General features: G+C 58.8%; 17 protein-coding genes. 12 read left to right on the top strand and 5 right to left on the bottom strand.

Features of this window, described 5'->3' with window-relative positions; translation table 11 throughout:
• The first annotated feature begins 232 nt into the window (after positions 1 to 232).
• The 3 genes from AN936_RS13215 (at position 233) to AN936_RS13205 (ending at position 2,434) form a co-directional block, all read left to right on the top strand.
• Complete coding sequence (locus AN936_RS13215) at positions 233 to 1,165, top strand: DUF2493 domain-containing protein (protein WP_054588552.1); 933 nt, start codon at positions 233 to 235, stop codon at positions 1,163 to 1,165.
• Between the two features lie 328 nt (positions 1,166 to 1,493).
• Entirely contained in the window at positions 1,494 to 1,763 is a 270-nt protein-coding gene (locus tag AN936_RS13210; RefSeq protein WP_054588551.1) for a hypothetical protein, read from the top strand.
• A 272-nt stretch (positions 1,764 to 2,035) separates the two neighbouring features.
• A complete protein-coding gene (locus tag AN936_RS13205; RefSeq protein WP_054588550.1) occupies positions 2,036 to 2,434 on the top strand; it encodes a single-stranded DNA-binding protein in 399 nt (132 codons plus the stop codon).
• 65 nt (positions 2,435 to 2,499) lie between these two features.
• Here AN936_RS13205 and AN936_RS13200 read toward each other — a convergent pair whose 3' ends face one another.
• Entirely contained in the window at positions 2,500 to 2,763 is a 264-nt protein-coding gene (locus AN936_RS13200; RefSeq protein ID WP_054588549.1) for a DUF6437 family protein, read from the bottom strand.
• A gap of 344 nt (positions 2,764 to 3,107) precedes the next feature.
• On the opposite strand from AN936_RS13200, the gene AN936_RS13195 reads away from it, so the two are divergent.
• From AN936_RS13195 to istB, 5 genes are all read left to right on the top strand, one after another.
• Positions 3,108 to 3,329 (top strand): hypothetical protein, encoded by a 222-nt coding sequence (locus tag AN936_RS13195; RefSeq protein WP_054588548.1) that lies wholly within the window; start codon positions 3,108 to 3,110, stop codon positions 3,327 to 3,329.
• Positions 3,330 to 3,839: 510 nt separating this feature from the next.
• A complete protein-coding gene (locus AN936_RS13190) occupies positions 3,840 to 5,072 on the top strand; it encodes a tyrosine-type recombinase/integrase (protein WP_084758344.1) in 1,233 nt (410 codons plus the stop codon).
• Positions 5,069 to 5,251: a hypothetical protein gene (locus AN936_RS13185; protein WP_054588547.1), complete on the top strand. Its 183-nt coding sequence runs from the start codon at positions 5,069 to 5,071 to the stop codon at positions 5,249 to 5,251. Before AN936_RS13190 ends, AN936_RS13185 begins: the two co-directional genes overlap by 4 nt.
• Before the next feature lie 75 nt (positions 5,252 to 5,326).
• Positions 5,327 to 6,841, top strand: coding sequence for an IS21 family transposase (gene istA, locus AN936_RS13180; protein WP_021238707.1), 1,515 nt, complete (start codon positions 5,327 to 5,329; stop codon positions 6,839 to 6,841).
• Positions 6,828 to 7,556: an IS21-like element helper ATPase IstB gene (istB, locus tag AN936_RS13175; protein WP_031304487.1), complete on the top strand. Its 729-nt coding sequence runs from the start codon at positions 6,828 to 6,830 to the stop codon at positions 7,554 to 7,556. Before istA ends, istB begins: the two co-directional genes overlap by 14 nt.
• A 96-nt stretch (positions 7,557 to 7,652) precedes the next feature.
• Here istB and AN936_RS24180 read toward each other — a convergent pair whose 3' ends face one another.
• The gene (locus tag AN936_RS24180) at positions 7,653 to 8,060 is read right to left on the bottom strand and encodes a DUF5131 family protein (protein WP_084758342.1); all 408 of its coding nucleotides are present in this window, start codon (positions 8,058 to 8,060) and stop codon (positions 7,653 to 7,655) included.
• A gap of 467 nt (positions 8,061 to 8,527) precedes the next feature.
• Between AN936_RS24180 and AN936_RS13170 the strand changes: the two genes are divergently transcribed.
• The gene (locus tag AN936_RS13170) at positions 8,528 to 10,012 is read left to right on the top strand and encodes an MFS transporter (protein WP_234715567.1); all 1,485 of its coding nucleotides are present in this window, start codon (positions 8,528 to 8,530) and stop codon (positions 10,010 to 10,012) included.
• A 131-nt stretch (positions 10,013 to 10,143) separates the two neighbouring features.
• Here the strand turns inward: AN936_RS13170 and AN936_RS13165 are convergent, their stop codons facing one another.
• The gene (locus AN936_RS13165; protein WP_257719807.1) at positions 10,144 to 11,202 is read right to left on the bottom strand and encodes a class I adenylate-forming enzyme family protein; all 1,059 of its coding nucleotides are present in this window, start codon (positions 11,200 to 11,202) and stop codon (positions 10,144 to 10,146) included.
• 249 nt (positions 11,203 to 11,451) lie between these two features.
• On the opposite strand from AN936_RS13165, the gene AN936_RS13160 reads away from it, so the two are divergent.
• From AN936_RS13160 to mobF, 3 genes are read left to right on the top strand one after another with little or no spacing between them, the layout of a single operon-like run.
• The gene (locus AN936_RS13160; RefSeq protein ID WP_054588545.1) at positions 11,452 to 11,781 is read left to right on the top strand and encodes a hypothetical protein; all 330 of its coding nucleotides are present in this window, start codon (positions 11,452 to 11,454) and stop codon (positions 11,779 to 11,781) included.
• The gene (locus AN936_RS13155; RefSeq protein WP_054588544.1) at positions 11,771 to 14,116 is read left to right on the top strand and encodes a type IV secretion system DNA-binding domain-containing protein; all 2,346 of its coding nucleotides are present in this window, start codon (positions 11,771 to 11,773) and stop codon (positions 14,114 to 14,116) included. Before AN936_RS13160 ends, AN936_RS13155 begins: the two co-directional genes overlap by 11 nt.
• Positions 14,117 to 14,161: 45 nt before the next feature.
• A complete protein-coding gene (gene mobF, locus AN936_RS13150; RefSeq protein WP_054588543.1) occupies positions 14,162 to 17,071 on the top strand; it encodes a MobF family relaxase in 2,910 nt (969 codons plus the stop codon).
• Between the two features lie 181 nt (positions 17,072 to 17,252).
• Here the strand turns inward: mobF and tcmP are convergent, their stop codons facing one another.
• Positions 17,253 to 18,431, bottom strand: coding sequence for a three-Cys-motif partner protein TcmP (gene tcmP, locus AN936_RS13145; protein WP_054588542.1), 1,179 nt, complete (start codon positions 18,429 to 18,431; stop codon positions 17,253 to 17,255).
• Complete coding sequence (locus AN936_RS13140) at positions 18,431 to 19,180, bottom strand: DUF5131 family protein (RefSeq protein ID WP_054588541.1); 750 nt, start codon at positions 19,178 to 19,180, stop codon at positions 18,431 to 18,433. The genes tcmP and AN936_RS13140 overlap by 1 nt, the downstream gene beginning before the upstream one ends.
• Between the last annotated feature and the right edge of the window lie 340 nt (positions 19,181 to 19,520).

The raw sequence follows: 19,520 nt of genomic DNA, 5'->3' as shown, positions 1-19,520 counted from the left end.
CCGACATTATCCCGCGCAGGCCTGTTCGCTGGTCCTTGTGCCCTGGACCGGTCAGGTCCCACCGCAACCCGCGCAAGGCTGCGGCCCGTGTGGCCCGCGCCAGCCTTGCCTTGCGGGGTTTCCCGCTGCCGCGGTGCGGCGTTCCCTTGTCCCGGTCCTTCTTGGGCACGGCGAACAGGCCCGCGCGGAAATTCTTCTGCCGGCATTCGCCGGTCTCAGGAGGACTACCGATATGTATGACAGTTTCGCCAGCCAGCTTGCCGGTCTCGATCTATCCGGCTTCTCGATCACGCCTGCCCCTTTCAACGAATCCGACTTTCCTTGCGAGGACGCCATGGCTCACACGCTCGGAGCAGTCTGGTCCGATCTCTTCGCGCTGTTTCACGACACCGCGCTCGAAGCCGACGCCGAGGATCTCGCCTGGGGCTTCGTCAATCTCTTCCACCGCGCTGCCAGCCGCAAGTCGGTTCAGGTGGACCGGGCCTCGGATGAAATCCGCGCCCTTCTGGCATCCGCCGACGGCTCCGAAGTGCATTCGTCGAACCTCGAGGAACAAATGCTGCGCGCCCAGTCGGCTGAAGCCAGCATGTTTGCGTTCGAGCAGATGCGAGAGGTTGCGGCAGGTCTCTATCGCGACGAAACCGGTTCCTCCTGGAAGCCCGTATCGGGATCGCGTGCGCGCCATTCGAAGACCATGACTTCCGCAGTGATCGATGCCCGCGATTTCCTGCGCGTGCGCAACGAACGTCGTCAGGCTGCACATTCACCCGAGGGTACGCCGGTGGTCTTCGCCGGCGGCCGCAACCGCTTCGAAAGCGAGGCCGACGCCAAGACCTACGCTGCCAACATCTGGGCTACGCTCGACAAGGTGCGCGATGTCGTTCCAGATCTCTTTCTCGTCCACGGAGGCGACGGCAAAGGAGCCGACAGACTGGCCGCATCCTGGGCCGAGCGTCACGAAGTTCAGCAATTGACCTTCGGGCTAGAACGTCGTCTCGGGGCTCGCGCCGGGTTCAAGCGCAACGAGCAAATGCTCGCTCTTAACCCTCGCTACGTCGTGGCATTTCCGGGCAATGGCGTGACCGAGCGCCTGGTGATCGAGGCCAAGAAGCAGCGTATCACGGTTGTTGATCGTCGCGGGCCATTAGGCAGCTGTCCCGGGTGAGCGTGCAAGGCCCGCTCGGCGTTTTCGCGATTGCTTCCGGTCACCAGAAAAAAGGGCGGCCCCATTCGAAGCCGCCCATAAGGAGAGAACTCATTGCATTTCTGCTCCGAGCCCTTCGGGTCGCGAAGCTGACATAGCACTTAATGTCTTTGAGTCGATTGTAGAGTAACGACAGGCCCGAATAGATACGCTTTCGAACAACCCTGTTGATCATCCCGGTTACCTGAGCGCCTCTGAAGCCACTTCCTCGTGGATGGATACGCTTGTTATTGCAGCGGTGCGGCACTTATCGTTCCCGCATCTGATTTGCCACGCTACAAGATTTCCAATGCAACTCGATGATCTTCTCCTTCGCTACTTTGCCTCGACCAATATGGCTGAGATATCACCCGACACTTTAGCAGCCGGGATTGAGCATTGCCGGGTCGACCTTGGCCTCGAAGAGGACAGGGGCAAGCGCTTTGCACTGTGGTCGTTCCTGCACATGTTCGGGTCCGCCCCCGACCTCGATGTGGCGTTCGAGAACGAGGAAGACCGGGAAGCAGCCCGCAACTTCATGGATCTCCTGGCAGCATCGGAAAGCGACGGCGAAAGCTGATTGCAGCGGGATCATGCGACCCTTCAGACCCGTACCCGATACCCATCCGGCTTTCTTCGCGAACAGTCCTGAACCAGGTCAGCTGAGGAGCCGCAACCCGTTCCTTTGACGGCCGTGTTGTCGCGCTTCGCGCGCCTGCCCGCACCATCCGTCATGAACAGGTTTCCCTTCGGCCCTTCAGGCCTGCGGTGCAGTCCTCCCATGCCCTGCTTCTTCTGGATGTTCGCAAGCCGGAGATGGTCTCCGGTTTGAGGAACTGAAGGACTAGTATCATGACCAATATCGCAATCCTCACCGGCCGCATCGCTCGCGATCCCGACACCCGCGAGACCAAGGGCGGCACCAATGTCACCGGGATTACCGTCGTCACCGATCGCCCAGCGCGGGACAAGGACGGCAAGACCTACAAGGATGAGAACGGCTACACTGCCAAGGAAAGCGAGTTCCACCGGGTGACCTGCTTCAACGGCCTCGCCAAGACCGTCGGGCAGTACTGCACCAAGGGCCAGCTGGTCAGCGTCCAGGGCCGCATCCACTACACCCAGTGGGAAGACAAGGACGGGGTCACGCGCTACGGCACCGAGATCCTCGCCGACAAGGTCGACTTCCTCTCGCGCGGCAACGGCTCCGGCGAGAACGACGACAACAAGGATGCTCCCGAGATCGACTGAACTCTCCCGTTGATCTCTCTCCCGAAGGGGTCCTGTCCAAGCCGGACAGGACCCCTTTCATCGTTCTACTTCACAGGCGTTTGTTGAGAGCGAGGAGAAGATATAGAAGCACCCAGCCGCTTCAACGCCTCATCCTCCCCCAGCTTTGCGAGCTCCACGGCCGCTTTAGCCAGGCCCTTCTTCGAGAACGTTTCGAGGCCCGTTCCGAGGACTACGCTGCCCAGTTCAAGTGCAGCCTGTCGCTCAAGTTCTTTCTGACGCTCGTCGAGTGCCAGCCGGTCGGCCTCCAGCTTCTGGAGTGCGGCTACAGCGCTTCGTTTCGATGGCATTGGAGTTCGTCCTTACTCCCCTTTCGCGTTCCTCCCGCGGGTTCCAATGGACCAGGCAAGACCCTGTAGGAAAGTCCTTTTGCAGATGATTGGCACGGGCGCTCTTCATCGGGCGGGGGAGGGGCCTGGCCCACGGACTTTCAAGGGTGACGGGCCCGGCACCGGCGCGTCAAGGACGGCGGGGCCCCACCATTTTGCCTCCCCTACGCTTGCACTTCGGTACGACAAAATCGTTGCCCCCACCGCCGCTTCGCGGTCGCCCATGCGGGCGATCCCTGACCCGCCGGCACCGCGCCCATCCGCCTTCCTCCTGTCGTCTCACCGAAAGATATCAGGAGGAAATCATGACTACACTTGGCAATCTTGAATCGAACTCGAACAGCTACTTCGAAGCACTCGCCACTGCCGAACGGCGGGCCTTGCACAGTTTCTTCGACCAGCACGTCGTCGAGGATGACGACCTTGGATACTTCGCTCTCGACGAAGGTGACTACAACGCCTTGCCAGCACATCTGGCCAGCCGTGTGGTGCATACGGTGCATGGCGGCATGCTCGACGAGTTCTGACCATCAAACATGGCGGGAGCCGGTGACGGTTCCCGCCCTTTTTTCGTGTTCGCAGGTGGAGGGCCTAGGCGTGATGTGGAGCGGGGCTGGTGACGCGCTCGGTCCCGCACCACCTGCGGCGGTGCTCCTGCGGGCGCGGTGTCTTTGTTCCGGGCCCCGCACGCGCTTGCGCACCGCGACCAGGTCGGACCAGCGCGCGCGGCAGGACCGACAGGTCCCGTTCCTGCCGCTTCACACATGGTCCTTTGAAGGTCCCTCTTGCGCAGGTGCGGTCCCTTGTTGAGGGTGTAGCTTCGACATGACCGCTTGCAGGCATTGGCCAATGCAAATGGTTGCTCACGCTCGTACAGCAAGGTTTGGGAATGACCATTGAGAAAGAACGGTCAGGATCACTGGTCACCACCCGCGCAATTGGAGACGGAGGCACACCGTACGCGACCTTGTCGCAGCAATAGAAAATAAACCATTGGATTGCCGTGAATTAGTTCCTTCTATGAAGGAGCAAGATCGATGTCAACGAATGGCCCTGTGGTAACGCCAAATCCGGTCGAAATTCTCAAGACGACTCGGCACTACCAAAGCAATCGAACCAGCGAGAAAGTCAGGCTCGACGGCAACATCGCCCGGCGCAAGATCAGGGGCAGAGAGTTCTTCTGGTGGGACACCGAGCTGCCGGGCTTCGGCCTGAGGGTCTTTGCCGGCGGATCGCGCAGCTGGTTCGTCCAGTTTCGCCAGCGCGGCAAACAGATGCGGATCACGCTCGGCCGCCCGCCGGAGGTTCGCGCGGAGGAGGCGCGCACTCTGGCGCGCGCACAGCTTGCCAAGGTCATGCTCGATGGGCTGCCGGTGTCGCAGAAGGCGAGGCGGGATAATCCAGGTGCGACGCTGTTTCGTGATTTCGCGCTGCGCTTCTGGGCGGACTATTCGCGGCATTGGAAGCCCTCGACCCGCAAGGGCAATCGCGCCCGCATCTTCAAGGACCTGACCGACATCTTCGGCCACCTGCGGGTCGATGCGATCCGCAAGGCCGATGTGCTGCGCTGGCGCGATAGCTGGGCAGATCGCTCGGGCGCGTTCAACCGGACGATCCCGATCATGTCGGTGATGATGGGCTATGCCGAGCAATTGGGCATGCGCCCGCGCGGCTCGAACCCGTGCCGGGGAACGCCGCGGTACAAGCGCAAGCTAGTCGATAGATTTCTGAGCGCCCGCGAGTTCAATCGGCTCGCTGGGAGCTTGCGCAACTTCGAGGAAAGCAACCCGATCGCGGTCCAGGCGATCCGCCTGCTGATCTACACCGGCGCGCGCCACGGCGAAGTGGTTGGGCTTCGCTGGGAATGGGTGCAGCCGCCGCGCCTCATGCTGCCCGACAGCAAGACCGGTGCAAAGATCGTCTATCTCAACCGGCAAGCGCAGGCGGTTCTCGATGCCATGCCGAACAAGGCGGATACCGGATTGGTCTTTTCCTCGCTGCGCGGGGACAAGCCGATCGCGCTAAGCCCGATCTGGCATGAAATCAGACGGCACGCGGCCTTGCCCGATGTCCGGCTTCACGACCTGCGCCACAGCTTCGCATCGATCGCCATTGCCGATGGGATTTCGCTTGTCGTGATCGGCAAGCTCCTCGGCCACGCACTTGCCGAAACCACCGAGCGCTATGCGCACCTCGCGGACGAAGCGATTGCCGACGCCGCCAAACGCATCTCGGGTTCGCTCGCCCGGCACTTGGGGCTCGCGGCATGACCCGGGTCTCCCTCGCTCGCATCATTGCGGATGAGCTCGCGACCCTGCGCCGCTTCGATCCGGGCAGACGCCCGACCGGCAAAGCACGCCGGGTGGAATGGTCGGAGAAGCTGCCGGGCTTTGGCATCCGCTATTATGGTGAGGATCAGCGTGCAATAGGCACCCCCTTCGTGGGGTGATCGGCGTGCAAAAAGGACCCCTTCATCCCGGGGATTTAGTCGGCCGACTGGTTTTGATCAGTTGGCGAGAACGGGATGTTGATCGTGGAGACAGTGGTTCGGATTCGGCGTGAGCATGCAGCGGGTAAGGCGATCAAGGCGATCGCTCGTGACCTTCGTTTGTCGCGGAAGGTCGTCCGCAAAGCGATCCGGTCGCCGGAGGCGGCGTTCAACTATCAGCGCAAAGTCCAGCCGCTGCCGCGGATCGGTCCTTATCAGGATCGTCTCGATGCGCTGCTTGAGGAGAACGAAGGTCGCGGCCGCCGCGATCGGCTACGGATGACGCGTATCCATGACCTGCTGGTGCGCGAGGGGTTCGATGGATCCTATGATGCGGTGCGCCGCTATGCGGCGCGCTGGCGTGCTGCGCGGCGGAAGGATGCTGGCGAAGGCGCACCGGCGTTCATCCCGATGACCTTCCAGCCGGGTGAGGCCTACCAGTTCGACTGGAGCCACGAGGATGTGGAGATCGCCGGCAAGCCGATGCGGGTGAAGGTGGCGCATATGCGTCTCTGCGACTCGCGCGCACCCTATGTCCGGGCCTATCCGCGCGAGGGCCAGGAGATGCTGTTCGATGCCCATGCCCGGGCGTTCGCGTTCTTCGGCGGTGTGCCGCGACGCGGTATCTACGATAATATGAAGACGGCGGTGACGGCCGTGTTCACCGGCAAGGAGCGTGTGTTCAACCGCCGCTTCCTGATCATGACCGATCATTACATGGTCGAGCCGACCGCCTGCTCGCCGGCGGCGGGATGGGAGAAGGGCCAGGTCGAGCAGCAGGTCCAGACGATCCGAGGCCGCTTCTTCCAGCCGCGACTCCGGTTCGCCAGCCTGGCCGAGCTCAACGGGTGGCTGGAGGCCGAGTGCCGGCGCTGGGCCGAGCATCATGCCCATCCCGAACGCGGGGATATTACCGTCGCCGAGGCGCTGGATATGGAGCGACCGGCCCTGCAGCCGATCCTGGCACCGTTCGACGGCTTCCATGAGAGCGAGCATGCCGTCACCGGCACCTGCCTCATCAGCTTCGATCGCAACCGCTACTCGGTCATGTCGACGGCCGCACGCCGGACCGTTCAGGTGCGCTCCTATGCCGATCGCATCGTCATACGCTGCGGCGATGCGATCGTCGGGGAGCATGAGCGCCACTTCGGTCGGAACCGCACGATATACGATCCCTGGCATTATCTGCCGGTCCTCGCGCACAAGCCCGGCGCGCTGCGTAACGGCGCACCGTTCCAGGACTGGGATCTGCCGCCCGCCCTGCACCGATTACGGCGAAGGCTCGGCACCGGGGACGAGGCCGATCGCAGGTTCGTGCGGGTCCTCTCGGCGGTGCTCACCGATGGCCTGGAGCCGGTAGAGGCTGCCGTGCGCGAAGCGTTGGCGAACGGAACGGCCAGCGACGAGCTGATCCTCAACATCCTCTCCCGGCGCCGCGAGCCGGCGACACCCCACAGCATCGTCACTTCGGAAGACCGGATGCTGCAGCATCCTCCGCTCGCCGACTGTGCCCGCTATGATCTGCTGCGAGGCTATGATGCAGCGGCATGATATGATCGACACGATGCGCGGCCTCGGACTCAAGGGCATGGCGGCGGCGTTCGACGAGGCGGTCACCACCGGCCTCCAGCGCAAGCGCACCACCATGGAGATACTGACCGACCTGCTCCGTGCTGAGGCGACCCACCGGGATGCAGCCTCCATCCGCTATCGGATGACGGCTGCGAGGCTGCCCGTGGTGAAGGACCTGGAGCGGTTCAGCTTCGAGGGCACACCGATCAATGAGGAGATGATCCGCTCCCTTCACGATGGCTCCTTCCTCCCGCCTCGCCGCAATATCGTGCTGGTCGGCGGCACGGGGACAGGCAAGACCCACCTCGCCATCGCGATCACCGCCAATGTCGTGCGAAGGGGCGCTCGCGCCCGCTACTTCAACACCGTCGATCTGGTGACACGCCTCGAAGAGGAGACCCGGATCGGCAAAGGCGGGACCCTGGCGGCGCAGCTGTCGCGGCTCGACCTGATCGTGCTCGACGAGCTCGGTTATCTGCCGTTCGCCCGCTCGGGAGGGCAGTTGCTGTTCCACCTCATCAGCAAGCTTTATGAGCGGACCAGCGTCATCATCACCACGAACCTCGCCTTCGGCGAATGGCCGACCGTGTTCGGCGATCCCAAGATGACCACGGCGCTGCTCGACCGCGTCACCCACCACTGCGATATCGTCGAGACGGGCAACGACAGCTGGCGCTTCAAAAACCGCAGCTGACAGCCACCTTCGGCGCCTTCAAAAATCTATCTTGCGCTGCGCGCGCCTCCGGTCGGGCTACGCCCGCCCTCCGCCGCACGCAGCGCAAGGCCATCTTCAACAAACCAGCATCATATTATCCGAAAAGGGGGTCCCTCTTCGACGCCGATCGGGGGTCCCTTTTGAACGCCGTTTGACAGACAGGAGCTGATAAACGTGCCAATCGGCCTTCTCCATCGTATCGAAAACTCTATCGACGTATTCGAACGGAACTGACTTGTGCCATAGGTCTGACATCGAGTTGACGAAGATCATTCGGGGACGTCGCCAGCCAAGTGGCTGTTCTAACCGAGCAGGTCTAAGTGTAAGGTCGAAACCGCTTTCGAACGGATGGCCCGGAACTCCACGGAACCGCTCAGAAAATCTTTCAGCGTAGCAGTTGTCACAGCCTCGACTAATCTTCGTGCAGCCCGTCACCGGGTTCCAAGTGGCGTCGGTCCATTCGATTGCGCTGTTGTCAGACATGATCTGCCTCCGAGAACATTCGTGGAACACTAGTGGCTAAGTAGTTCAAAGGCAAGGTGAGGCTTTGAGTCGCAGTGGCGTCTTCTGCTTATGGAGACGATCTAAACTTCCCTTTCGATTTCAATCTTTTCGACTAGCGGTCCTAGAGATATGGATTTGATCTCGCGGAGACCGCTTGGCGCCTGGATTTTTCAAAAGCGGTCCTTCTGTTAGCGGCCCACTTTCCGACATTTCACATAATGGCGGTTATCCGTCATTTTTCGCATGGGACCGCACCCGAAGTTGACTGACTGGCCGCACCAAACTGACAATTATTGAAGCAATTCGTCAAAGACTCTCATGGTAGTTTGGGTAGAGTGATAAGTGCAGAGATTTCAATATTTGGCCATTTTTCAATATTCTTAGGTGTAGGCAACAAAGCCCGAAACCCCAGCAGTCGAATGCCAATCAGGTTTTCACAATTTGTAATGCGCGAGGATGACGAAAGAATGAAACCGCAAAAAGGACACTTTCCTACGCCACCGCTTCCTTGGCACACGCGCGTCTTTTACGGGATGGGCGCTATGGCCTTTGGTATCAAATCCAACGGCTTCGATTATTACCTCTTGGCGTTTTACAGCCAGGTTGTGGGCCTGGATCCCCGATTGGTTGGGCTGGCTCTGTTTATATCGCTGCTTTTTGATGCGGTAAGCGATCCATTGGTGGGTTATTGGTCGGATAATCTGCGCTCCAGATGGGGGCGCCGGCATCCTTTCATGTATGGAGCTGCGATTCCGGTTGCGCTGTGTTTTTTCTTAGTTTGGATGCCCCCCGAAAGCTTCTCTGACACAGAGACTTTTTGGTATCTGTTGTGTTTATCCGTCTTGATACGGACCGGCATCACATTTTTTGAAACGCCCAATATAGCTTTGGCGCCTGAATTGACTCAGGATTACAACGATAGAAGCAGGCTCATCAGCTACGCTCATTTCTTTGCCTGGTCGGGCGGCAATTTCATGAACATCGCCATGTTCTTCATTGTCTTTCCACTTTTCGTAACCGGCTCCATGTCCGAGGCAGTAAGCTCGCGGGCGCCTTACACTGCCTATGGCGTTATCGCTTCGGTGTTGATTTTTATCTCTATTATGGTGTCATCGGCGGGCACGCATTCAAGAATTCCAACGCTTTATAGCCCGCCCCAACAACGCAAACTTACAGTGCCCAAAATCTTCAAAGAGATTTTTGAAACGCTTGCCAATCGCTCGTTCGTATCGATTTTTGCCGCTTCGATGCTCGGCGCTATGGGTTTGGGTCTCAAAGCCTCTTTGCATCTGTATTTTGTTTCCTATTTCTGGGAATTCACGCCCGCGGAAACCGGCTATCTTTCTATCGGGATTTTCCTGTCGGCCTTTATCGGCTTTAAGATTGCGCCATTCGTTTCTGAGCGTATGGGCAAAAAGAACGGCGCGATCATTGTGGGGCTTGTGGCGTTTGTGGCGGCGCCAATTCCTATTTGTATGCGCCTGTTTGATATGCTCCCGGCTAACGGCGATCCGATCATATTCTGGTTTAACCTGATTTTTGGGATCGTTGATCTTGGCCTAATAATTTGTTTCAATATTTTGGTCGCCTCGATGCTTGCCGATTTGGCAGAGCAATCAGAACTGGAAACCGGGCGGCGCTCTGAAGGGATATTGGCCGCGGCCATAACTTTTGCGAAAAAGAGCGTTCAGGGCTTGGGTGTGTTGATGGCATCCTTCGTACTGACGCTTGCACAATTCCCAAAAGGGGTGAGCGTTGATGATGTCTCGGACCAGGCGATTTGGGATCTTGGCGCGTATTTCGTTCCAATCGTGACCGCGATCTATCTTGTTATGATTGGCGCCTTGACTAGTTACAAATTGAGCAAAGAGGACTTCGAAGAAAATTTGCGCAGACTTCAAGACAGAACAATAACCGAGCACCGACAATAGGCAGCATATTGTGCAGCCATAATAACTGGGTGCCATACGCCTCATTATCGCAGAAAGGTTTAGTGCGCTGTCAAGTGCAATAGAGTATGGTGCCAGATTTCCGCTTTCGTGTTGAGAGCTCTGGTATTGTCCTAAGTCTTTTTGGTATCCAATTCGAGAACATGCTCTTTCTGGATCGATTTCTTGTCGATTTTTCCAGATGCAATTCTGGCCAGAGGGGTCTCCGAAATCCGGACATATTTCGGGATCTTGAAATTGGCGAGCTTGCTTTTCAAACTTTCTTGCAATGCCGCAACATCTACCTGATTGTCAGCGTATATCGTGGCCGCAACTTCTTCGCCGAGCCTCTCATCAGGCACACCATAAACACACGCTTCAATGATAGACGGATAACCTGCCAAAGCTGACTCTACTTCGCTACAACCAATGTTTTCGCCACCGCGAATTATGATCTGTTTCAGTCGGTCGACGACATACAAGAAGCCCTCTTTATCAATATATGCGATATCTCCAGTTCGGAACCAACCATCTTCTAGAAAATCATCAATGGAGTCTGGGCGTTCCCAATATTTGTGAATAACTGAAGTGCCTCGGATCAATAATTCTCCGCGCTCTCCTGATGGAAGAAAATTTCCGCCATCATCAACCACCCCCAATTCAAGAACCGCGCTGACGCGACCGGAACTCGATGGCCTGCTCAGATAATCATCGCCTACGATAGATGTGCCGATGGAATTGGTCTCGGTCATACCCCAGGCGGTACCAGGCTTAGCATTTTTGAATGTGTCATCAAGGCCCTTGACCTGCGATTCAGCGCGCGCAGCACCGCCCCCGCCAACGGCCAACAAACTTCCGACATCATGACCAGTGTCTTGGGCAGCCAGCATGATATCTCCCGTCATGGCCGGAGTGCCGACAAAGCTGATTATTTTCTCGCGTTCAACCAGCTCAACCGCGCGCATGGGATCCCATTTGTACATGGCAACCACTTTTCGCTGTTTACGGTAACTGGCTAGTAAGACTGCCAATAAACCATTCACATGAAATAGCGGCATCCCTAATAGCGTCGAATCGGTATACGCTTTGCTGCCATTTTTTTTAGATTTCGTCCTGCCTTTCAAAACCGCCATGCAAGTTAAATCAAGTTCCCATGACAGTAATGAGGCGAGGATATTTCGATGGGTGGACACCGTACGCAGCGGGGCCGCCAATGTTCCATCAATGTTCTCAATCAGTTGCTGCGCAAATTTGGCGTGTGCACCGACCGATTTGACCGCAAATCGCGAATTGGATTCGCAAATAGGAGACAAATCACCTTAACCTAAGATATTGGAATAAATAGGGAACTTTTTGTTTTCCTACACCCCTACCGTGAATTACTGTGATCCTCACCTTCCGCAGGTCGAACCAGGCTTCTTCAGCACAAGGAGCTTGGAAAGATGCAACGTTACAGGGTCCTCCAGACCTACGTCCCGCCGCTGATCGCGGACTGGATTCTGGAGCAGTCTAACCTCCGCGAGACCAGCGTGAGCGTGGTCATTCGCGACCATCTGGTCGCCGCCTGGAACCGCGACAACGATCATGCCGACCGTCCCGGCGGGACCGATCCGGCCCGCCAGTTGGTGTTCCTCACCACCGCGCTCGATGCACTGCTTGCGAGCCATTCCGACGACACTCTGCGCAAGCGAACTCATGCCGCTTACCATCGCCGCCTCGCACAGCTCGGCTTCATTCCTTCGCGCGAAAAGGAGACGAGCAATGAAGAATAGCATCGTCAATTTCACGCGCGGCACCCAGCTTCTCGGGCACTTCGGTTTCATGTTCGCTGCGGGTTTCAAGCTCCCGCTTGTCGTCTCTGTTCTGGTCGTTCTGGCGACCGTCTGGTGGCGGGTCAGCAGTATGCTTACCGACTACCAGGCCTACCTCTTGTGGATGCATGTCTATGCCTCTGCCTATGGCTTCATGGAGTTCGATCCGGACAAGCTGGTGAACCTGCGGCTGCCCGATGGCGAGTTGGTTGCCTTTCCCATGGCAGTGGTGAGGGACTTCCCGCCGATGCGCGAGGCCTGGACTCTGTTCTTCGCCACCGCAAAACAGGCCATGCTGCTATCTGCGCTCTGGCTCGCCCCGCTCCTTGCAGCCTTCTGGTGGGTCGCCGAGCACTTCGGCGAGCGTTCGAAACGCAAGCGTCACCTGCGCGGTGCGCAGCTCGTTTCCCTGAGCGAACTTGAGACCGATATAGCCCGGTACAACCGCCGCGCCCGCGCCCGCGAGTACGGCCGCGAAATGGGCTGGAAATGGCGCCTTGCAGGCGAAACGGCCCTGCGCGCTGCGGGTCTCTATACGCCCGCGCATATCGCCGGTGTCAGCTACCCGTGGCGGCAGGAGCAGGGTCACGCCATGCTCGTCGGAACCACCGGTATGGGCAAGACCGTGGCGCTCTTCGAGCTTGTCGATGAGATCCGCATGAGGGGAGAGCGCGCGGTCATTTTCGATCTCACGGGCGCCTTTATCGAGGGCTTCTACGAGCCCGATCGCGATGTCATCCTCAACCCGCTCGATACCCGCTGTCCGGCATGGAGCGTCTTCAATGATTGCACCACCAGCGCCGAGTTCCATGCCGCTGCGGAATCGCTTGTGCCGCATGATGGCGGCGGGGCGGAGCAGTTCTGGGTGCTCGGCGCTCGGACGCTCTTCGTCGAGACCTGTCTCAAGCTGCTCGAGAAGGGGAAGGGCACCAACGCGGCGCTCGCAAGCGACCTCATGAACGCCAATCTTCCTGACCTGCACAAGCTGCTCGAAGACACGATGGCGGGCCCAATGACCGATCCCCAGGCTGCGAAGATGGCTGAATCGGTGCGTGCGGTGTTCAACGTGAACGCCAAGGCGCTGCAATTGCTGCCCACCGAGGGCGAACCTTTTTCGATCCGAAATTGGGTCAAAGGCGAGGGCAAGGAAGGATCGTTCCTGTTCCTTTCAGCGCGCTACGCAGATCTTACCGTGCTCTCGCAGATGCTCACATTGTGGCTCGACACGGCGATCAACACGCTGATGACAGGGCGGACCACGCCCGACCTCAAATTGTGGTTCCTGATCGACGAATTGGGCGCGCTGCACCGGCTTCCCTCGCTCGAAAAGGGCCTGCAGACAGCGCGCAATTACGGCGGTGCGATCGTCACAGGTGTGCACGCCTTTGCCAAGCTCAAGGAGGTCTATGGAGAGAACATGGCGATGACCTTGTCGTCGCTCGCCAAGACCAAGCTCATGCTCGGTACGGCCGACCGCGAGACCGCTACCTGGTGTTCGGACTCGGTCGGCCACCGCGAGGTCCGCGAGGTCGAAGAGAACCAGAGCTATGGTCACAACAGCGCCCGCGATGCGGTGAGCCTGACAGCCCGCCGCGAAATCGCTCCCTTGTTGCTTCCCGATGAGTTCATGGGGCTCAAGAGCCTTGAAGGCTACATCAAGTTTCCCGAAGGACTTCCGACCGCACCGGTCACTCTAGAGCCCCGGCATTGGCCTCGCATTGCCGAAGGGTTCATCCCTCGCGCGATCCAACGACCCGCGAAAACGGTGGCCAAGCCGGTGAAAGTCGGACCGGACGAAGGGGAAGTATCCGGACAACGCGGCTGCGACGGCGACGATTCCGGTGAACGCCGTCGCCGCGACGACAAGCATCCCGGCCGGGATGCCGATGGCGACCAGCGGAAACGTCCCAATCGCAGATCACAAGGTCGCCACGCGAAGGGCAAATCGCAGGAGGTGACGCCGGACGACCAGATGTGTGCAGCACAGGACAGACAAGCTGCTGCAGAAGCCGCCAACAAGGGGCACCTGCCAGTTGATCAATCGACCGGTCGACAGAGCGAACTGCCACTCGAACCCGGCAGCCGCAAAGCGCCCAATGATCACGCCGCCGAGCGGTCAGAAAGGCCCGGCGTCAGTCCTCATCCGCATCCAGTCAAGGAAAGCAAAGAGCAACGCACTCTCGCCGATCACGAGCGACGACAGCGCGATCTTCTTGGAGGCGCGGCCCACGACAAGGAGAGGGATGTACCTGACCGTGACGAACCCGATGTGGGCGATATCGAGCCGGATATTTGATGCCCAAGCCAGTGCAATCAGTGCGTCTAATCGAGGGTTAGGGCCATGCTCTCGATCGCCAATGTCCGATCGCCTTCTGCTGCCGCCAGCTACTTTGCCGACGACAACTACTACGCCCGGGCCGATGCCGATCGTTCCGGGCAGTGGGTCGGCGAAGGCGCGAAATCACTTGGCCTATCAGGGCGCGTTGAGACCAGGCAATTCGATGCCTTGTTGCGCGGCGAACTTCCCGATGGCTCGAGCGTCGGCAATCCTGGACAGGCACATCGGCCGGGCACCGATCTGACCTTTTCGCTCCCCAAAAGCTGGTCTCTGTTGGCCCTGGTCGGAAAGGATGAGCGGATCGTTGCTGCCTATCGCGAGGCGGTAACAGAGGCGCTCACATGGGCCGAGAAGAATGCCGCTGAAACCCGCCTTGTCGACAGAGGCCAGATCAAGACCGTTGCGACTGGCAATCTCGCGGTCGGCCTTTTCCAGCATGATACCAATCGCAACCAGGAGCCCAATCTGCACTTCCATGCCGTCGTTGCCAATGTGACCCAGGGCAAGGACGGCAAGTGGCGAACGCTCAAGAACGACAGGCTCTTTGCGCTTGGCACTCTGCTCAACTCGATCGCCATGGCGCGCTTCCGGATCGCAGTCGAGAAGCTTGGCTACGAGACTGGCCCGGTTGGCAAGCACGGCAATTTCGAGGCTTGCGGGATCTCGCGCGATCAGGTGATGGCCTTCTCCTCGCGGCGGAAGGAAGTGCTCGAAGCACGCCGAGGTCCGGGGCTCGAAGCGGGCAAGATCGCGGCGCTCGCCACCCGATCGCCCAAGCAGCCGATCGAGGATCGCACGGTCCTGGGCGAGCAATGGCAAGCGGCTGCGAAGACTGTCGGCCTCGACCTGCCAAGACTGGTCGATACCGCCAAGACGAGAGCCAGCGAGCGCACCGCTGCCGACGCAAAGGGGCCCTGCCTGGCTGAGCGCGGCCTGGCGCTGCTCAAGGACTTTGCCGCGCGCATCAAGGGCAAGGAGCACGATCCTCTCGTCTCGGAGCATGTTCTCAAAAGGGGGCCGCAAGAGATTGCAGCGTCCCAGGCCGTGGCTTCGGCAGTGCGCCACCTAGCGCAGCGCGAGGCAGGCTTTGCACGGGAGGACCTGTACAAGGCAGCGCTCGATTTTGGCCTGCCAACCACCATTGCTGATGTCGAGAAAGCAGTGCGCTCGCTGGTGCGTTCAGGGCATCTGCTGCGGGGCAAGGGCGAGCACAAGGGGTGGCTGGCAAGCCGAGAAGAGGTCGAGCGCGAGGCTCGGATTCTTGCATGGGCCAATGAAGGAAAGGGCGCTGTCGAACCCATTCTTGCCGAGCGGCGAGCCGACGCCAGTGTCCAGGCTTCCGCTCTCGTCAATCAGGGTTTCAAGCTCAATGAGGGCCAGCTGGGCGCAGCTCGACTTATCCTGACATCACGTGATCGGACCATTGCCGTGCAGGGTGTTGCCGGCGCTGGCAAATCGAGCGTCTTGAAGCCGGTCGCCGATGTGCTGCGCCATGAGGGTCACAAGCTGCTTGGCCTGTCGGTGCAGAACACGCTGGTTCAGATGCTCGAACGCGACACGGGTATCGAGGCGCAGACGCTCGCGAGTTTCCTCAAGCGTTGGAAACCGATCAGCGAGGCAGAGGGGCGGTCCAGCCTCGATCGCGAGGCACGCAGGGAACTTGGCGGCAGTGTCCTTATCCTCGACGAAGCCTCGATGGTCTCCAATGCGGACAAGGAGCAGCTCATCCGCATCGCCAATCGCGCCGGTGCCCACCGCCTGGTGCTCATGGGCGACCGTAAGCAACTAGGCGCGGTCGATGCCGGCAAGCCATTCGATCTCCTGCAGCAGGGAGGAATTGCTCAGGCGCAGATGAACACCAACCTGCGTGGGCGCGATCCCATCCTGCGCGAGGCACAGGCGGCAGCGCAGGCCGGGCTGGTCCGCACGGCGCTTGACCACCTCAAGCACAATACGGTCGAAGCCAAGGGGGATGGAGCGATTGTTGCTGCCGAGCGCTGGCTGTCGCTTCCGGCAGAAGAGCGGGAGCGGACCGCGATCTATGCTTCGGGTCGCAAGATCCGCGCCGCCGTCAACGAAGCCGTCCAGACTGGTCTTGCCGCAAACCGCGAGATTGGCCCCGAAAAGCTCGAACTTGAAGTTCTCGACCGCGCCAATCTTACGCGGGAAGAACTGCGATACCTCGCCGCCTACCGGCCTGGCATGGTGCTCGAGGTCGCCAAACTCGAACGCGCGCTTGGCCTCAAGCGCGGAGACTATTTGGTGCGCAAGGTCGACGACCGGAAAGGCATTGTCGAGCTTGAGGACAAGCATGGCAGGCTAAGCAAGCTCAACCCCTCTCGTATCGGGCACGCGGGGAAGGACGACAATCTTGCGCTATTCGACAGGCGCCATCTTGAGGTCCACCAAGGCGATCGCATCCGCTGGACTAGGAACGACCACCGGCGCGGGCTGTTCAACGCCGACCGGGCCCGGGTCACTCGTATCGAAGGCGATCAGGTCACTGTTGAGACGTCCAAGGGCATCGAAAAGAAGCTCGGGAAAGACGATCCGATGCTCAAACGCCTTGATCTGGCCTATGCACTCAATGCTCACATGGCGCAGGGCCTGACCTCCGATCGAGGAATTGCGGTGATGGATAGCCGCGAGCGCAATCTTGCCAACCAGAAGACCTTCCTGGTCACGGTGACCCGGCTTCGCGATCATCTCACACTTGTGGTCGACAGCGCTGCAAGGCTCGGTGCCGCTGTTTCCAAGAACAGAGGCGAGAAATCATCGGCGTTGGAAGTCACGGAGCGATTGAAAGCTGCTGCGCAGGTGGGGACCGGAAAAGCCATAGCTGAGAAGAGTCCCAAGGTTTTTGAACCCGAGCTCGCCAAAGAGCGCAACCGCTCGATGGACTTTGGGATTTGACGAGATGGTGGCCCAAGAATGGCCGCCTTGCGCCTCAGTTTCGGACATTCCAAGGCCAATTGGCTCCGCCTGAAAGCAGCCACCAAACAAATTTGCGCGATGAGCATTCGAGCTGCCTACCAGCTATAGGATCTACTGCGACAAACTGTGCGAAGTGGGCAACGCCAGGATTGGGATCGCGTCAGTTCTGCACTGCGTTTTCAAGCTTCTCGGTTCGACGGACGGTTACGCCAGGGCGTGGCTTTCTTTGTTGGCCCGTTAGGCCGTCAAACTCGATCAGCCCCTCATTCTTCATATCCACCAGCAGGTCTTTCAACTCCGGAAGGGTAACAGAGAAGCGCTGTTGGATGCGCCTTGCCAGCACCTCAAAAAGAACCACAGCTTCCCCGCCAATAAATTGCTCGCTCCACATGCGCGCCTTTCGCACTTCCTCGTGCCAATGAACCTTTGCAGTCTCTTCTGCATTGTGCGGCAAATCTTCGAAGAGTCCTTGTTGCCCAGTCGCGGAGATTGCGCGGTCCTTCGCTTCAATTCGGAAGAACTCCTCTGCGCTAAGGGCTGTGCGTTCAACTTGCCTGAATACTTCCAAGCCCTTCTGGTGCCGCGTGCCGTAGACGAGATAAAAATGCGACTTGTCCAGTTTGCGATGACGAATGCGGGCGCTAGCGACGTAGTCGAAACCGCATACCTCTTTCACTGCGGTTTTGAAGACCTCCAGAATGGCCTCTTCCTTAGAAAGGCCGTTGGACATCTCTTCGTCAATCATCTTGCGCCAAGGCAAGCCGCCGAAGGGCTTGTCATACGAAGCGCGTATTTCGGGACGTTCGTCCTCCACAAACCTTTTGAAATGCTCGTACATGAAGTTGATGAGCACCTCCCCCCGTTGTCTTAGGAGTGGAGCGATGCGGCTGAGGTCGATGCTCCACCCGGTTGGGTCTACAAACGTCAGTGCAAATGAGGAGCCAACGTAACGACGGACTTCCGGGATATTGTCCTCAAACGTGCCGTGGATGGCGCGGGCGTGAAGGTCCGCTGCGCCTCCAGCGGCGCCATTGAGGCGTTCGAAGGGCTCCGCCTCCTTCTCCACGAATACACAGCGCAAACACTTCGTTTTTCCGCGAAGGCGGAAGGACTCCCGAACCTCTCGGAGCTCCCTGATCGCTATGCCGAATGATGTGTCAGCAAACTCTTCTGACCTCGCCTCCCAAGGACCTGAAAAACCGTCAACGAATGTGAAGTCGTCCCACGCCGAGAGGATATTATAAGCGACTTTTTGCAAATAGCCTCGCAAGATAATGTGCTTGACGAACGTTTGCTCGCGATCGTGGTACTCTCGCGGCAGCACCGGAGGCTGAGCCATTAGTCAGCATTCTCCACCGCAGCCTTGAATTTTTGGGGGAAGTCGTTCCATTCTCGCCCGTCGAGTTTCCTTCCACCGTCCTTGGGCCTGAACCCACCCCATTGCTTGAAGAAGAAGGCGACGTCTTGCTCTATGCATTGGTCTCGCACCTCTCGAACCCAACGGGGATCGATTGGCCTTGCCCGCGGACCGCTTTCTCCGCCCACAATCACCCAGTCAATATTAAAGAGGTCCAATTCTCCCACCGGGCCGATCAATGGCTCAATCGACAGGAAACGCGCGCCCGCTTGCGAGCCTTGGAGGTGCAAAATTCGACTTTTAGCTTGGGCATCCTCGACTGAAACCCCGCACCAAATATGTTGAGGGCAGGGCCGATCTCGATACCGCTTTCGGAGGTACTTCGACATGAGAGAGCTGCGCTTCGACAGGAGCTGATAAACGTGCCAATCGGCCTTCTCCATCGTATCGAAAACTCTATCGACGTATTCGAACGGAACTGACTTGTGCCATAGGTCTGACATCGAGTTGACGAAGATCATTCGGGGACGTCGCCAGCCAAGTGGCTGTTCTAACCGAGCAGGTCTAAGTGTAAGGTCGAAACCGCTTTCGAACGGATGGCCCGGAACTCCACGGAACCGCTCAGAAAATCTTTCAGCGTAGCAGTTGTCACAGCCTCGACTAATCTTCGTGCAGCCCGTCACCGGGTTCCAAGTGGCGTCGGTCCATTCGATTGCGCTGTTGTCAGACATGATCTGCCTCCGAGAACATTCGTGGAACACTAGTGGCTAAGTAGTTCAAAGGCAAGGTGAGGCTTTGAGTCGCAGTGGCGTCTTCTGCTTATGGAGACGATCTAAACTTCCCTTTCGATTTCAATCTTTTCGACTAGCGGTCCTAGAGATATGGATTTGATCTCGCGGAGACCGCTTGGCGCCTGGATTTTTCAAAAGCGGTCCTTCTGTTAGCGGCCCACTTTCCGACATTTCACATAATGGCGGTTATCCGTCATTTTTCGCATGGGACCGCACCCGAAGTTGACTGACTGGCCGCACCAAACTGACAATTATTGAAGCAATTCGTCAAAGACTCTCA

Source organism: Sphingopyxis macrogoltabida, assembly GCF_001307295.1.
GTDB classification, from domain to species: Bacteria; Pseudomonadota; Alphaproteobacteria; order Sphingomonadales; family Sphingomonadaceae; genus Sphingopyxis; species Sphingopyxis macrogoltabida_B.
The sequence above is the reverse complement of the archived record's forward strand: the minus strand, read 5'-3'. Positions and strand labels throughout refer to the sequence as shown.

Bases quoted from the DNA above. Each gene is read 5' to 3' on its own strand.
- AN936_RS13215 (WP_054588552.1), top strand. From the start codon at position 233: ATGTATGACAGTTTCGCCAGCCAGCTTGCCGGTCTCGATCTATCCGGC.
- AN936_RS13210 (WP_054588551.1), top strand. From the start codon at position 1,494: ATGCAACTCGATGATCTTCTCCTTCGCTACTTTGCCTCGACCAATATG.
- AN936_RS13205 (WP_054588550.1), top strand. From the start codon at position 2,036: ATGACCAATATCGCAATCCTCACCGGCCGCATCGCTCGCGATCCCGAC.
- AN936_RS13200 (WP_054588549.1), bottom strand. From the start codon at position 2,763: ATGCCATCGAAACGAAGCGCTGTAGCCGCACTCCAGAAGCTGGAGGCC.
- AN936_RS13195 (WP_054588548.1), top strand. From the start codon at position 3,108: ATGACTACACTTGGCAATCTTGAATCGAACTCGAACAGCTACTTCGAA.
- AN936_RS13190 (WP_084758344.1), top strand. From the start codon at position 3,840: ATGTCAACGAATGGCCCTGTGGTAACGCCAAATCCGGTCGAAATTCTC.
- AN936_RS13185 (WP_054588547.1), top strand. From the start codon at position 5,069: ATGACCCGGGTCTCCCTCGCTCGCATCATTGCGGATGAGCTCGCGACC.
- istA (WP_021238707.1), top strand. From the start codon at position 5,327: ATGTTGATCGTGGAGACAGTGGTTCGGATTCGGCGTGAGCATGCAGCG.
- istB (WP_031304487.1), top strand. From the start codon at position 6,828: ATGCAGCGGCATGATATGATCGACACGATGCGCGGCCTCGGACTCAAG.
- AN936_RS24180 (WP_084758342.1), bottom strand. From the start codon at position 8,060: ATGTCTGACAACAGCGCAATCGAATGGACCGACGCCACTTGGAACCCG.
- AN936_RS13170 (WP_234715567.1), top strand. From the start codon at position 8,528: ATGCGCGAGGATGACGAAAGAATGAAACCGCAAAAAGGACACTTTCCT.
- AN936_RS13160 (WP_054588545.1), top strand. From the start codon at position 11,452: ATGCAACGTTACAGGGTCCTCCAGACCTACGTCCCGCCGCTGATCGCG.
- AN936_RS13155 (WP_054588544.1), top strand. From the start codon at position 11,771: ATGAAGAATAGCATCGTCAATTTCACGCGCGGCACCCAGCTTCTCGGG.
- mobF (WP_054588543.1), top strand. From the start codon at position 14,162: ATGCTCTCGATCGCCAATGTCCGATCGCCTTCTGCTGCCGCCAGCTAC.
- tcmP (WP_054588542.1), bottom strand. From the start codon at position 18,431: ATGGCTCAGCCTCCGGTGCTGCCGCGAGAGTACCACGATCGCGAGCAA.
- AN936_RS13140 (WP_054588541.1), bottom strand. From the start codon at position 19,180: ATGTCTGACAACAGCGCAATCGAATGGACCGACGCCACTTGGAACCCG.